A 14,562-nucleotide genomic window follows, 5' to 3' on the forward strand; every position below is an offset into this window, starting at 1 on the left:
GCTGCCTGTCAAAAGAGCCATCCTAGCCAGCTCGGCTCGAGCGTGCAACGCTCGCGCCGTTATCAGGGCGGCCATGACGCGCGCGGCAGGGCCGATGCGCGCTGCTGCAGACAGCAATCCACAACTCGGGCACTATCGGGGGCTGAATTCATGGCTTACCCCCAGTAGAATGAGGGAATGACACTCACGGGCCTTGCGCCCACCGTCCGAGGATTGCACATGAGCACTACCATCGAATCGATCGAAAAGCAGATTGGCGAGAACCCGATCCTCCTGTACATGAAGGGCACTCCGCAGCTGCCGCAGTGTGGTTTCTCTGCGCAGACCGTGCAGGCCGTCATGTCCTGCGGCGAGCGTTTCGCCTTCGTCAACATTCTCGACAACCCGGACATCCGCGCCGAGCTGCCGAAATACGCCAACTGGCCGACCTTCCCGCAGCTGTGGGTCAACGGCGAGCTGGTCGGCGGTTGCGACATCGTGGTCGAGATGTACCAGAGCGGCGAACTGGAGCCGCTGATCAAGCAGGCCGCTCAGGAAGCGTCTGCCGAGTGATCGGCATCTTCTGATAGGAGTCGCTCTGATCAGGCTCGCTCTGAGCCGAGCAGTGCCGAGCAGAAAAACGCCCCCGCAGCCAGGCTGCGGGGGCGTTTTCATGTCTGGCTCTCGGAGAGTCTGTCAGCCGGAGAAGCTGTCAGAAGCTCTGCCAGTCAGGGCGCGGGCGCGTCGAGCGAGGCCGGCACCTCATCATTCATGCCCTGTTCCTTCATCGCCAGGTCCCAGCCGCCCAGGTCCTTGAAGCGGTTGACCATCGCGCAGAACAGCTCCGCGGTGCGTTCGGTGTCATAACGCGCCGAGTGGGCGGAGGCATTGTCGAACTCGATGCCGGCGGCGCGGCAGGCGCGCGCCAGCACTGTCTGGCCATAGACCAGACCCGCAAGCGAAGCGGTATCGAAGCACGAGAACGGGTGGAACGGATTGCGCTTGATACCGCAACGCTCGACCGCCGCGTTCAGGAAGCCCTGATCGAAGGCCGCATTGTGGCCGACCAGCACCGCACGCGTGCAGCCGTGCGCCTTGATGGCCTTGCGCACCGGGCTGAAGATCTCGCCCAGCGCCTGATTCTCGGCCACCGCGACCTGCTTGCGCACCGGGTTGTCGAGATCGATACCGGTGAAATCCAGTGCCGACTGTTCGATGTTGGCGCCCTCGAAGGGGGCCACGTGGAAGGCATAGGTCGCATCCGGCACCATGTTGCCATCGTCGTCCATGGTCAGCGTGACGGCAGCGATCTCGAGCAGTGCATCACCGGCGGCATTGAAACCACCCGTCTCGAGGTCGACCACCACTGGCAGAAAGCCACGGAAGCGCTGTGCCATCTGCGTGCGCTCGCTCGCCTGGGTCATCAAGATCTCCAATCCCGTCATAGCATCTCGTGCTGCGTCGTGCGTATTGCCGACGCTCAAGGTGGCCAATTGTAGCAGGGCGAAAAGGGCGCGTCGCGGCGCTGGCCGCGTGCCGGGGTGTCTCTGGCCCTCCTGGCAGTATCGGTGAGGTGCCAGCCTCGCTATAATCGGCGTCACATCGTGATTCGGGTAGATGAGCGGCTGCGCTTGCGCGGCCTTCGCTCGTCTGGACCGGGCGATCCAACCCCACCTGCGGCCACGGCGTTCATCAGTGGTACGCGGGAACTACAAGCATCAACTCAGGAGTCAAGCATGTCCGACGTGCAAAAGGTCGTTCTCGCCTACTCCGGCGGCCTGGACACTTCAGTCATCGTCAAGTGGCTGCAGGAAACCTACAACTGTGAAGTCGTGACTTTCACAGCTGACCTCGGTCAGGGCGAGGAAGTCGAGCCGGCGCGTGCCAAGGCAGAAGCCCTCGGCGTGAAGGAGATCTACATCGAAGACCTGCGCGAGACCTTCGTCCGCGACTACGTCTTCCCGATGTTCCGTGCCAACGCCATCTATGAAGGCGAGTACCTGCTGGGCACCTCCATCGCACGTCCGCTGATCGCGCGTCGTCTGGTCGAGATCGCCAACGAGACCGGCGCCGACGCCATCTCCCACGGCGCGACCGGCAAGGGCAACGACCAGGTGCGTTTCGAGCTGGGCGCCTACGCGCTGAAGCCGGGCATCCAGGTCATCGCGCCGTGGCGTGAGTGGGACCTGAACTCCCGCGAGAAGTTGATGGAATACTGCGAGCAGCACGGTATCGAAGTCGACTACGCCAAGAACAAGAAGAAGTCTCCGTACTCCATGGACGCGAACCTTCTGCACATCTCCTATGAAGGTGGCGTGCTGGAAGACCCGTGGACCGAGTGCGAAGAAGAGATGTGGCGCTGGAGCGTCAGCCCGGAGCAGGCGCCGAATGACGCGACCTACATCGATCTGACCTACACCAAGGGCGACATCACTGCCATCGACGGCAAGGAAATGGCCGCTCACGAAGTGCTCGAGTACCTGAACAAGGTCGGCGGCGCCAACGGCATCGGCCGTCTCGACATCGTCGAGAACCGTTACGTCGGCATGAAGTCGCGTGGCTGCTACGAAACACCGGGCGGCACCATCATGATGCGTGCTCACCGTGCCATCGAATCCATCACTCTGGACCGCGAAGCGGCCCACCTGAAGGACGAGATGATGCCCAAGTACGCCGAGCTGGTGTACAACGGCTACTGGTGGAGCCCGGAGCGTCGCATGCTGCAGGCGGCCATCGATGAGTCCCAGAAGGTCGTCAACGGCGTCGTGCGTCTCAAGCTCTACAAGGGCAACGTGATCGTCGTCGGCCGTCAGTCCGAAGACTCGCTGTTCGATGCGTCCATCGCGACCTTCGAAGACGATGCGGGCGCCTACGACCAGAAAGATGCTGCCGGCTTCATCAAGCTGAACTCCCTGCGCCTGCGTATCGCGGCCAGCAAGGGACGTGGCATCGAGTAATCTCTGATCCGATAGCCTGATCTCGGAACACCATGACGCCGGCCCCTGCTGCAGCCATTCGCTGCCATAGGGGTCGGCGTCGTGCTATCCGGCTGTCGGTGCCACATTATCCGGCTGTCGTATCGCGCTTTAGACGGCCAGAGTCAATCGCGCTGTCGGCTACCAGAGCCGGGCGCGCTTTCGTCTGATGAGGTGCTGCTCATCCAGGGCACGCATGGCGCTCAGGGGCTTTTTTGAGCGCTTTTCTCCCCCGTGAGTGCATGCGATGCTGACAGAAGCCCCTTTTCATTGTCATTTCTGCACGTAGATCGCCGGCGTCTGTCATGGCGGCCGGCCAAGGAAGATGTCTCATGCTGGGTATGCTGAAGAAACTGTTTGCCGCAGGCGAGCCTGCGCCGGTCAAGGAACCGGAAGCCACCGAATACAAGGGCTATCTGATCGTGGCGATGCCGCAGAAGCACGATGGTCAATACCGGGTGTCGGGCGTGATCCGCAAGCCGGTGGAAGGCGGCGAGATGCTGGAGCACCGTTTCGAGCGCTCCGACACCGTGCCGGGCGAAGAGGGCGCCGTGGAGCTGACCCTGCTCAAGGCGAAGCGCACCATCGATGACCTGGGTGACAGCATCTTCGAACGCTGATCCCCCCGAAGCTGACCGCTGCGCACTTGCCCCCACCCTCAGGAGCACGCCCATGATCACGGTTCACCATCTGGAAAACTCGCGCTCGCAGCGCATCCTGTGGCTGCTGGAAGAGTTGAATCTTGAATACCGTCTGCAGACCTATGCCCGCGACAGCAACAGCATGCGCGCGCCCAAGGCGCTGAAGGAGATTCACCCGCTGGGCAAGGCGCCGATCATCACCGACACCACGCTGGCGGGAGAGAATGCCGAGCCGGTGGTGGTCGCCGAGTCCGGTGCGATCATCGAATACCTGATCGATCTGTACGCCGGCCAGGGCAGCGGCAGCACTGCCCATCTGCGCCCGCCCGCCGGCAGCCAGGCCGAGCGTGACTACCGCTTCTGGCTGCACTTCGCCGAAGGCTCCGCGATGCTGCCGCTGATGCTCAGACTGGTGTTCTCGCGTCTCGACAAGCCGCCGGTGCCGTGGCTGGTGCGCCCGATCGCGCGCAAACTGGCCAAGGGGGTGAATGACAGCTTCATCAGCCCGGAGATCAAGGCGCATCTCGCCTACATGGATACCTGTCTCGAGCATCGCCAGTGGCTTGCCGGCGACTCGCTGACCGGTGCCGATATCCAGATGAGCTTCCCGATCCAGGCGCTCGATGCGCGCCAGGGGCTCAAGAATCACCCGAATATCCAGGAATGGCTGGCCCGCATCCGTCAGCGCGAAGCCTTTCAGCGTGCCGTGGCCAAGGGTGGCGAGCTGGCGCTCTGACGCGCTGATGCTTTTGCGCTCTGAGGTGCTGATGCGCTGATGCTCGGGCGCGCTGCGCAAATATCATATGGCTTGCGCATTTTTGCGCTATTGATGTGATTGAGACTTTCGTCGGGATTCTTTCGGCATTCGGGCTGTCACATCTGGACGTTATATCGATAGGTTCTGTTTTAGGTATCTAAGTTACAGTTAGTGCTTATTGACCTCAGTCGGGTGACAACCGCCCAGTCACCAGGCTGGGCAGCGAAGCGCCAAGGACGCCAGGCGGAAAAACACCGCAAGCCAGAGTGTCAAGACTGAACGTAAATACTGAACGTCAAGACAGAGCGGCATGGCATAACAACAAGACAGAACACAAGACCGTGAGCGATGCATCGGCAAGCGAGCAGGGAGTCCGCCGTGGTGCCGATGGATAAACAGGATGCAGGACAAGGAGTCGACCGGGGGCCTGGCATGGCACGCAAGAGTCTGCGTGAACAATCACTGGAACAAGCACTCCAGCAGATGGAACGCGACAAGGCTCGCCTTGAACGCCGACTAGCGGGGCTGGAAGAGAAACTGTCGACGACGCTCGACGGTACCGGCCTGCGCCTCTGGCAACTCGAAGTGCCCAGCGGCAAGCTCACCATCTTCAACTATCTCTGGGGGCGCATGCTGGGCTATCAGCCCGGCGAGCTGAACGCCCATTTCGATGTCTGGCGTGAGCACCTGCACCCGGAAGACCGCGACGAAGTGCTCGCCAACCTCAATGATCACCTTGAGGGGCGCACCGAGGTCTATCAGGTCGTGCATCGCATGCTGGCCCGCGACGGCAGCATCACCTGGGTCGCCGATCGCGGGCGGGTGGTCGAGCGCGATGAGCACGGCAATGCCCTGCGCCTGCTGGGCACGCATACCGACATCAGTCATGAGAAGGACTACGAATCGCGCCTCAATGCGCTGGCCAGCACCGATGCCCTGACGGGTCTTGCCAATCGCCAGGCCATCAACAGCTGGCATCAGCGACCGCTGGCCGACGACAGTGCCTTGATCTTCATCGACCTCGACGGCTTCAAGCAGGTCAATGACCAGTTCGGCCATCGTGCCGGCGACGAAGTGCTGGTGCTGGTCGCGCATGGTCTGAACGATGAGCTGCATCGGCTGGGCATCCACCATCATCTCTCGGCGCGTTTCGGCGGCGATGAATTCCTCTTTCAGCTGCCCCGCATGTCACTGCCGCGTGTCGAACATATTGCCCGTCGCTGGCTGGAGCGCTTCGCGCATCCCCTCGAGATCAGCGGTGGCCTCGGCCGCATCGGCCTGAGCATCGGCATCTGCTTCGGGCGCGATGCCGACAATCGCTTCGGGCTGGCGCTGGAACGGGCCGATCAGGCGATGTACCGGGTCAAGCACCACGGCAAGCACGGCTTCAGGGTGCACACGCCGGTGGAGTACTCTTCCTGCGAATACCAGGCCGGCGATTTCCAGGCCTCGAACCTGGAAGCCCCCGCCAGTCGCCTGCCTTCCTGGCTGCACCCACAGCCCGCGCCGACATCAAAGCCCGAGCCGACATCAAGGCCCGCGCCGCTATCGCAGCAGGCGCCAGCGCCCAGGCCAGCCTCCCAGTCGCCGCCGAGGCAGCAGGCAGCTTCTGCCGGTACCGGGTCTGCCGGTACTGAGTCTGCCGGTACTGAGTCTGCCGGTACCAAGCCTGCCGATACCGAGCGTGGCGATAGCGTGTCTGCTGATTCCGAGTCTGCCGAGGCCAGGGCCAAGGAGGAAAGGTGACTCGCATGACAAACGAGCCCGCTTCCCGCTGGCTCCCGACATTCCAAGCCCCCCGCACGCGCAGGCGTCGGGGGGCTTTTGTCTTTCAGGCCACCCGACTGATGGGCGTGGCACAACGCTGCAGCGCGAATGCCATCATTTTCTGATATGACTATTGCATCCGGCAAAGTCGCGAACGACGCTGGGGGAACGGCAAGGTAGGATGAGTCGAGGCCCCCGAGCGTCAGGGAAGTGTCGTGGCACAAGACAGGCATGAACGGCGGCCTCAAGTGCCGCCTTTATCAGCAGGGCGAGTGTCCTCAAGGAGAGAAGGATGAGTAGCAGCGAGTCTGGCCGACAGTTCATCAATCAGCCACGCCAGGTCGTCGGCGAGGCGCTGGAAGGCTGCGCACGACTGCGCCACCCGGATGGCAGTGGCGTGCGGCTGTCAGACCCCGCCAGTGGCATGCGCCTGGTGGTACGCGATGACTGGGCGCGTGATCAGGTCGCGCTGATATCCGGTGGCGGCTCGGGGCATGAACCCGCGCACGCAGGCTTCGTCGGCGCGGGCATGCTGACGGCCGCCGTGTGTGGTGAGCTGTTCGCCTCGCCGACGGTGGACGCCGTGCTGGCGGCGATCCGCGAAGTGACTGGTGAGGCCGGGGCCTTGCTGATCGTCAAGAACTACACCGGGGATCGCCTCAACTTCGGGCTGGCCGCCGAGCGGGCGCGTCAGGAAGGCTTCAAGGTCGAGATGGTCATCGTCGCCGATGATGTGGCGCTGCCCGACAACCCGCAGCCGCGCGGGCTGGCCGGCACGCTGCTGGTGCACAAGGTCACCGGTGCGCTGGCGGCCCGCGGGGCGGGCCTCAAGGAAATCACCGCCGTCGCACGGCGCGTCGCCGACAGCTGTTCGACCCTGGGCGTGGCCTTCAATGTCGGCCGCCATCCCGGCAAGCCGCGTGAGCAACGCGCACCGGAACTGGGGCTGGGCATTCACGGCGAGCCGGGCGCCATGGCGCTCGAGCTTGGCAGCGACTCGGACACCCACGGCGTGCATGCGGTCATGGACACCGTGGTCACGGCGCTGGTGCAGGGTCATTCGCGCAAGGATGTCGGCGGCGACCTGCCGGCCAGTGGCCATCTGCTGCTGATCAATGATCTGGGCGGTTGCTCGGCGCTGGAGCGCAGCCTGCTGCTGGAAGAAGCGCTGACCCATCCGTCGCTGCAGGCGCTGGGCATTCATGCCGTGGTCGGCCCGCAACCGCTGATGACCTCGCTGGACATGCACGGTTTCTCGCTGACGCTGCTGCCGCTGGATAGCCTGCTGGAAGAGGCGCTGAGCGCCAGCTGCGCGCCGGTCGCCTGGCCGGGCGTGCAGCCGGTGACGCCACTGGCGCACTTCTCGCCGAGTCAGGACGCCGTCAGAACGGCCAGTGATGAGGCCTCGGATGCCAGACGTGCCCAGGCCAAGGCCGACTGCCAGGAGCGTGCCGCCCGTGGCGTGAAATCGCGTGCCGGCCTGCCGGGCGATCCGCAGGTCGAGCAACGCCTGCGCGCGGCACTGGAAATCCTGCTTGCCAGCGAGGCGGACCTTGACCGCCTCGATGCCATCAGCGGTGACGGCGATACCGGCAGCACCTTCGCCAACGGTGCGCGCGCGGTGATCGAGGCGCTGGAAGACTGCGAGCTGGCGTGTGGCGATTCCGGTGAGCTGATGACCACCATCGGCAAGCAGCTTGCCCATGGCATGGGCGGCTCCAGTGGTGTGCTGCTCTCGACGCTGTTCACCGCCGCCGCCACCCGCTGGAAGGAGCAGTCGGACGCGCATGGCCAGGCGCCGCTGGGCCAGCGCTGGCACGACGCCCTGAGTCACGGCGTCGCCCGCATGCAGCACTACGGTGGCGCCTCACGCGGCGATCGCAGCCTGCTGGATGCATTGCTGCCGGCATTGGAGGCACTGCAAGCGTCGGTGCAGTCTGAAAAGCAGGTATCGGTGCAGGGTTATCAGTCAGCCTCGCCGGCCGAGAGCAGGCAGGAGATACGCGCCGGGCGGGTCGACTGGGCCGCGATGGCGCGCGCCGCCCGTCAGGGCGCGGATGCCACCGCCGAGATGACCAAGGCGCGGGCCGGGCGCTCCGCCTACGTGCCCTCCGCCCATCTGGTCGGCAACAGCGACCCGGGTGCGGAAGCTGTGGCGCGTGTCTTCGAAGCGCTGGCCGATGCTGCCGAGGAAGCGGCGGGCTGATGTGATTGACCGGCTGAGCTGGTTGACCCGAATGACTGGTGTCTGAGCGCTCAAGCCCACAAAGCACAAAGCTCATAAAGCCAAAGCCCCATAAAGCAAAAGGCCCGCCCCATGAACCTCGTGTTCAGGGGCGGGCCTTTTTTGCGTCATGCGGCAAGCGATCAGGCGACTTTCTGACGTGTCGGCAGGCGAATCAGACGGGTGGCGATGGCGGTGCCCAGCAGGGTGATGCCCATGCCGGTGAGGATGCGCGCATCGATCACCTCATCGAGCAGCATGTTGCCCCATAGCAGCGCGCTGACCGGTACCAGGAAGGTCACCGAGGTGGTCGCGGTGGCGCCGGCGCTGGCCAGCAGACGGAAGAAGATCAGGAAGGCGAGGCTGGTGCTGAGTACCGCCAGCGCGATGGCGCTGCCCCAGGCCTCCAGGCTGACGCTGGTCGTCGGCCACATCCACAGGCCCGGAATCAGCAACAGCAGGAACGACATCAGCGAGCTGCCCGCGGCCAGTACCGGCGCCGGCAGGTGATTCAGGTGCTGGCGCGAGAAGTTGGAGGCGAAGCCGTAGCAGAAGGTCGCGCCGAGGGCGGCGAGGATGAACCAGCCGTCACCGCCGAGCTGGAAATCGAGGCGATCGCTCGACAGCACATAGACACCGCTGAAGGCCACGGCCAGGCCGAGATACTGCTGCTTCTGGATCGGCGTGGCGAACAGCGCCATGCCCAGCAGCGCGGTGAACAACGGCGTGGTGGCATTGATCAGCGAGGTGAAGCCGGCCTCCAGCTGGGTGGTGGCCAGCGCCAGCAGGCAGAAGGGCAGCGCCTGACTGGTCAGCCCCAGCACCGCAAGCGGGCCCTTGTGCTCCCACAGCATCCTCAGGCGTCCCGCGCCCAGCAGCAGCGGGGCGAGTACCAGCGCGCCGATGCCCATGCGCAGCAGTATCAGCGTGGTCGGGCCGAATTCCGGCGCAGCCACGCGCATGAAGATGAAAGACATGCCCCACAGGGTGGACAGCAGGACAAGACGCAAGGCATCGCTGGCGGACATGGTGTTCTCGACGTGGCGTGTGAAAGGCAGTCCGCTAGGCTAGCCCCTCATGCGCGTCACGGGAAGCACGACCTTGTGCCTGTCGCTCTTCTTTCCCAGTCCCAGCTCCAGCCCGCTGGCCTCAGGCGGAGGGTATCGCACCGCGCTGGATGGCGGCGATATCGCGCGCGGCGCGCTCGAGAGCCGGCAGATGCTTGAGCATGTCCTCGCGCGACTGGCGCATCACCGGCGCCTGGATCGCCACGCCGATGTTGGAAGGCCCATCGGGATTGGGTGCCAGTACCGCGATGCACACCAGGCCGGGCAGGAATTCCTCGTCATCCAGCGCGAAGCCCTGTTGGCGGACCTGCTCGATCTCGGCCTCGACGGACTCGATGTCGGTCAGGGTATTGCGCGTCATCGCGTTCAGCGGCGTGCCGGTCAGCAGGCGGCGGCGCTGGGCGGGCGGCATCTGGGCCAGAAACAGCTTGCCGCTGGCGGAGCAATGCACCGGCACCCGGGAACCGGGGTGCAGATAGAAGCGCAGCGGGGCCTGGGTCTCGACGCGGTCCAGATACAGCACCTCGCTGCCGGACAGCGCCGTGATGTTGCAGCTCTCGCCGACCTCTTCCATCAGCCGGTTGAGCACGCCGTGGCGTGCGCCCTGCACGGTGTCGTTGAGCAGCAGGTTCTCCGCCAGACGGCGCAGACGGCTGCCCTTGCTGTAATGGCGGTTGTCCGCCTCGCGCTGCAGCATGCCGCTGCCTTCCAGCTGCTGAAGCATGCGGTGCAGCGTCGGCTTGGGCAGGCTGGTCTCTTCCACCAGTCCCTGCAGGGTGAAGAACTGGTCCTTGGCGGCGATCACTTCCAGCAGCGCCAGCAGACGCTGGGCGGGCGTATCGCCTTCTATCTTGCTGCCTTCCTTGCCGGTCTCCCTGTCAGCGTCCTTGCGGTCACGCGGCAGGCTCGCCTGGGGCTGGGTGGCACTGTTCATGGGCTATTCCCTCCTTCAATCCGTGCGCTGGGCAGTGTGGCGCCGAAACGCTCGGCCCGTCAGTGCCTTGCGTTGCTGTGCCTACTTTAACAGTACTCCATTCATCGGAAGAAGTTTCTAAAAAAGGAGTGTTTTTGATCATTTTCCGAAATCGGGCTTGACGGACCGCGCGGCGGGGGCTAATTTTGGTCACATGTTTCGGTAATCGGAACTAAATGTATCAATAAACATAAAATTTAGAGTTGGAGACGCCATGAGCACTCAAGACAGCGCAGACAATCGCAAGGTCGTGCAGGGCAAGCAGAAGATGACCCCTTCCGAGGCCTTCGTGGAAACCATGGTCGCCAATGGCGTCACCGACATGTTCGGCATCATGGGCTCCGCCTTCATGGATGCGATGGACATCTTCGCCCCGGCCGGCATTCGCCTCATTCCGGTGGTGCACGAGCAGGGCGCTGCCCACATGGCCGACGGCTATGCTCGCGTTTCCGGCCGTCACGGCATGGTCATCGGCCAGAACGGCCCGGGCATCTCCAACTGCGTCACCGGCATCGCGGCCGCTTACTGGGCGCACAGCCCGGTGGTCATCGTCACGCCGGAAGCCGGCACCACCGGCATCGGCCTGGGCGGCTTCCAGGAATGCAAGCAGCTGCCGATGTTCCAGGAATTCACCAAGTACCAGGGTCACGTGACGCACCCGTCGCGCATGGCGGAATACACCGGTCGCTGCTTCGACCGCGCCATGTCCGAGATGGGCCCGACCCAGCTCAACATTCCGCGTGACTACTTCTACGGCGAGATCGAATGCGAGATTCCGCTGCCGGCACGTGTCGACCGCGGCCCGGGTGGCAGCAAGAGTCTGGATGAGGCAGCCGAGCTGCTGGCCAGCGCCAAGTTCCCGGTCATCGTTTCCGGTGGTGGTGTGGTGATGGCCGATGGCGTCGAGGAGTGCAAGGCACTGGCAGAGCGTCTCGGCGCGCCGGTGGTCAACAGCTACCAGCACAACGATTCCTTCCCGGCCAGCCACCCGCTGTGGTGTGGTCCGCTCGGTTATCAGGGTTCCAAGGCGGGCATGAAGCTGATCTCCCAGGCCGATGTCGTCATCGCGCTGGGCACACGCCTCGGGCCGTTCGGTACCCTGCCGCAGCACGGCATGGACTACTGGCCGAAGGACGCGAAGATCATCCAGATCGACGCCGACCACAAGATGCTGGGCCTGGTGAAGAAGATCTCCGTCGGCATCTGCGGCGATGCGCGTGAAGCGGCCATCGCCCTGACCGAGCGCCTGTCCGGTCGCAATCTGGAATGCGATGCCTCCAAGGATTCGCGTCTGACCCAGATTCGTGAAGAGAAGGCCGCCTGGGAAGCCGAGCTGGATGCCTGGACCCACGAGAAGGACGCCTTCAGCCTCGACGCCATCGAAGAAGCCAAGGACGAGAAGCCGTTCTCCGGCGGCGAATACCTGCACCCGCGTCAGGTACTGCGCGAGCTGGAAAAGGCCATGCCGGAAGATGTCATGGTCTCCACCGACATCGGCAACATCAATTCCGTGGCTCACAGCTACCTGCGCTTCGATCGTCCGCGCAGCTTCTTCGCCCCGATGAGCTTCGGCAACTGCGGCTACGCGCTGCCGACCATCATGGGTGCCAAGACTGCCGCGCCGGAACGTCCGGCCATCGCCTACGCCGGTGACGGCGCCTGGGGCATGAGCCTGATGGAAATCATGACCGCCGTGCGTCACGACATTCCGGTCACGGCCGTCGTCTTCCACAACCGTCAGTGGGGGGCCGAGAAGAAGAACCAGGTCGAGTTCTACAACCGTCGCTTCGTCGCCGGTGAGCTGGACAACGAAAGCTTCGCCGAGATCGCGCGCTCCATGGGTGCCGAAGGCATCACCGTCGACCGTCTGGAAGACGTGGGCCCGGCCCTCAAGAAGGCCATCGACATGCAGATGAACGAAGGCAAGACCTGCGTCATCGAGGTGATGTGTACTCGCGAACTGGGCGACCCGTTCCGCCGCGACGCCCTCAAGAAGCCGGTGCGTCTGCTCGAGAAGTATCAGGATTACGTGTAACGCCCATCACTGATCGCGCTGTGCAGGTCATGGATGGCAGCGCGATGAAGCGGGTGTAGCGCGACGCGCAAGCAGGACTGGAACTCTCCCTTGCCCCGGCCATTTCAGATGTCCGGGGCTTTTTGGATGTGTCGGCTGCCTGCAAGGGCAGCGAGGAGACAGACATGAAGGCACTCAACAACATTCTGGCGCGGGCCAAGGCAGACCCGCGCCGTATCGTGCTCTGCGAAGGGCAGGACATGCGGGTGGTGCAAGCGGCGGTGAGCGCGGCGGAGCAGGGCCTGGCGCAGGTGATGGTGGTCGGTGACCCCGTCGTCATCGCCGCCACCGCCAGGGAAGCCGGGCTTGAGGATCAGGCGTTGGCACGGCTCGAGCTGATCGACCCCGCCACCTCCGAGCACACCGCCAGGCTTGCCGAGGCGCTGCACGCGCATCGCGCGGCCAAGGGCATGACGGCGGAGCAGGCCGCCGAGAAGATTCGTGATCCGCTGACGTTCGCCAACATGCTGGTGCGCGAAGGGCTGGCGGATGGCTCGGTGGCCGGCGCGGTGCTCACCACTGCCGATGTGGTGCGCACCGCCATTCAACTGCTGGGGCTGGCGCCGGGCAGCAAGCTGGTCTCCAGCTTCTTTCTGATGATGTTGTGCAAGCCGTTCCACAATCTGAAGGGCGGCATGATCTTCTCGGACTGCGGGCTGGTGATCGACCCCGACGCCGAGGAGCTGTCGCAGATCGCACTGGCCGCCGCCGACAGCGCCCAGGCTCTGCTCGGGGAAGACCCGCGGGTGGCGATGCTGTCGTTCTCCACCAATGGCAGCGCGCATCACGCCTCGGTGGACAAGGTGGTGCAGGCCGCGCATCGGGTACGCGAGCAACGCCCAGATATCGCCATCGATGAAGACGTGCAGCTCGACGCCGCCATCGTGGCGGAAATCGCCGAGCGCAAGCTGCCCACCTCACGCGTCAAAGGCACCTCCAACGTGCTGGTGTTCCCCAATCTGGAAGCCGGCAATATCGGCTACAAGCTCGCCGAACGCATCGGCGGCGCAGAAGCCATCGGCCCGCTGCTCCAGGGCCTCTCCAAACCCGCCAACGACCTCTCGCGCGGCTGCTCCACCGCCGACATCCTCAATGTCATTGCGGTGACTGTCGTTCAGGCGCAGCAGCGTACCCCGCAAGACTGAATTTCTCTTTCTTTTCCTTCTGTTAGCCGCTCACGGCGGATAGGGCAGGCGAAAGCCTGCCTGAAAATCATCTTATGAAGACTTTAGTGCATAAAATACACATTCTAATCTATAGTAAGTGTCTTTAGGGTAGTGCTATTTGTTTAATGGGAGATGGTGATGAATGGATTCACAAAAGAAGAGCAATATCTGAATTCACTAGGTGGTCGTTCTTTTTTGCAGTTCTGGAGCTGGCCTAATTTATTTAGAGATCAAGGCGACGTTACTAAGCATGGTGATGGTAAGGAAATTTGTGATCTGATTGTTGTTTTTGATAATGACATAATTTTGTTTAGCGATAAAAAGATAAAATTCAACCTCGAAAAAGATGTTGACATTGCTTGGTCGAGGTGGGCTAGGAAAGCTATAGGTGAGTCTGCAAAGCAGTTAGATGGTGCTCGTAGGTGGTTGCAGAAATATCCTGAGCGTATATATATTAATAAGTTGTGCACAAATAAAATTCCTATAAAGATACCTATTGGTGAAGGTGTGGTTTTCCATCATATAGTAGTTTGTCATGGTGTCGAAGAAATCATTAGTAGCTTTAATGTTGACTCTTCATTTATGTTTGATAGTTCTCTTAAAGGTAACGATACATGGAGTAAGGAAAAAGCCATACCTTTTTGTGTTGGGGAGGTCGAACAGGAGCACTTTATACATGTTTTTAATGAATATACGATAGGATTAGTGCTTAAAGAATTCGATACCACAAAAGATTTTATTCATTATTTAGGGCAGAGAGAAGCATTGCTCTCCTTAAATGGGAGAGTAAGAGTTAACTCAGAATCTAGCATTATTAATCTCTATTACAATAGCTTCAATGAAGCTACCAATGAGAGAGCCATAGTCACCAATGAAATGCTTAAGGAAGCGATGATCAATTCGGTTCTGCGCGGTTTAAGCGCTCAGACTGGTGCTTCA

12 protein-coding genes are annotated in these 14,562 nt (G+C 62.4%); 9 read left to right on the forward strand and 3 right to left on the reverse strand.

The window, feature by feature from the left end; translation table 11 throughout:
* Window positions 1-219: 219 nt before the first annotated feature.
* Entirely contained in the window at window positions 220-552 is a 333-nt protein-coding gene (grxD, locus tag QD208_RS02955) for a Grx4 family monothiol glutaredoxin (RefSeq protein ID WP_043331357.1), read from the forward strand.
* A 155-nt stretch (window positions 553-707) separates the two neighbouring features.
* On the opposite strand, the gene rnt is transcribed toward grxD, so the two are convergent.
* Window positions 708-1,403 carry a ribonuclease T gene (gene rnt, locus QD208_RS02960; protein WP_054555724.1) on the reverse strand — a complete coding sequence of 232 codons (696 nt, stop codon included), beginning with the start codon at window positions 1,401-1,403 and terminating at the stop codon, window positions 708-710.
* Between the two features lie 267 nt (window positions 1,404-1,670).
* Between rnt and QD208_RS02965 the strand changes: the two genes are divergently transcribed.
* The 5 genes from QD208_RS02965 to QD208_RS02985 all read left to right on the forward strand — a co-directional run bounded on the left by QD208_RS02965 (window position 1,671) and on the right by QD208_RS02985 (window position 8,325).
* A complete protein-coding gene (locus QD208_RS02965; RefSeq protein WP_225348161.1) occupies window positions 1,671-2,936 on the forward strand; it encodes an argininosuccinate synthase in 1,266 nt (421 codons plus the stop codon).
* Window positions 2,937-3,286: 350 nt separating this feature from the next.
* Window positions 3,287-3,574 (forward strand): HlyU family transcriptional regulator, encoded by a 288-nt coding sequence (locus QD208_RS02970; protein WP_306424366.1) that lies wholly within the window; start codon window positions 3,287-3,289, stop codon window positions 3,572-3,574.
* A 52-nt stretch (window positions 3,575-3,626) separates the two neighbouring features.
* Window positions 3,627-4,331, forward strand: a complete 705-nt coding sequence (locus QD208_RS02975; RefSeq protein WP_153636321.1) for a glutathione S-transferase — start codon at window positions 3,627-3,629, stop codon at window positions 4,329-4,331.
* 453 nt (window positions 4,332-4,784) lie between these two features.
* Entirely contained in the window at window positions 4,785-6,098 is a 1,314-nt protein-coding gene (locus tag QD208_RS02980) for a diguanylate cyclase (protein ID WP_279835529.1), read from the forward strand.
* A gap of 313 nt (window positions 6,099-6,411) precedes the next feature.
* A complete protein-coding gene (locus QD208_RS02985; protein ID WP_153636320.1) occupies window positions 6,412-8,325 on the forward strand; it encodes a dihydroxyacetone kinase subunit DhaK in 1,914 nt (637 codons plus the stop codon).
* Between the two features lie 161 nt (window positions 8,326-8,486).
* On the opposite strand, the gene QD208_RS02990 is transcribed toward QD208_RS02985, so the two are convergent.
* Entirely contained in the window at window positions 8,487-9,371 is an 885-nt protein-coding gene (locus QD208_RS02990; protein ID WP_153636319.1) for a DMT family transporter, read from the reverse strand.
* A 121-nt stretch (window positions 9,372-9,492) separates the two neighbouring features.
* Window positions 9,493-10,344 (reverse strand): IclR family transcriptional regulator, encoded by an 852-nt coding sequence (locus QD208_RS02995; RefSeq protein ID WP_153636318.1) that lies wholly within the window; start codon window positions 10,342-10,344, stop codon window positions 9,493-9,495.
* A 253-nt stretch (window positions 10,345-10,597) separates the two neighbouring features.
* Between QD208_RS02995 and xsc the strand changes: the two genes are divergently transcribed.
* From xsc to QD208_RS03010, 3 genes are all read left to right on the forward strand, one after another.
* Window positions 10,598-12,418, forward strand: a complete 1,821-nt coding sequence (gene xsc, locus QD208_RS03000) for a sulfoacetaldehyde acetyltransferase (RefSeq protein WP_235506947.1) — start codon at window positions 10,598-10,600, stop codon at window positions 12,416-12,418.
* A gap of 164 nt (window positions 12,419-12,582) precedes the next feature.
* Entirely contained in the window at window positions 12,583-13,602 is a 1,020-nt protein-coding gene (pta, locus tag QD208_RS03005; RefSeq protein WP_153636317.1) for a phosphate acetyltransferase, read from the forward strand.
* Window positions 13,603-13,761: 159 nt separating this feature from the next.
* Window positions 13,762-14,562: hypothetical protein (locus QD208_RS03010; RefSeq protein ID WP_279835533.1), on the forward strand; the 801-nt coding region annotated here is incomplete at its 3' end.

Source organism: Cobetia sp. 29-18-1 (assembly GCF_029846405.1).
Taxonomy (GTDB): domain Bacteria; phylum Pseudomonadota; class Gammaproteobacteria; order Pseudomonadales; family Halomonadaceae; genus Cobetia; species Cobetia amphilecti.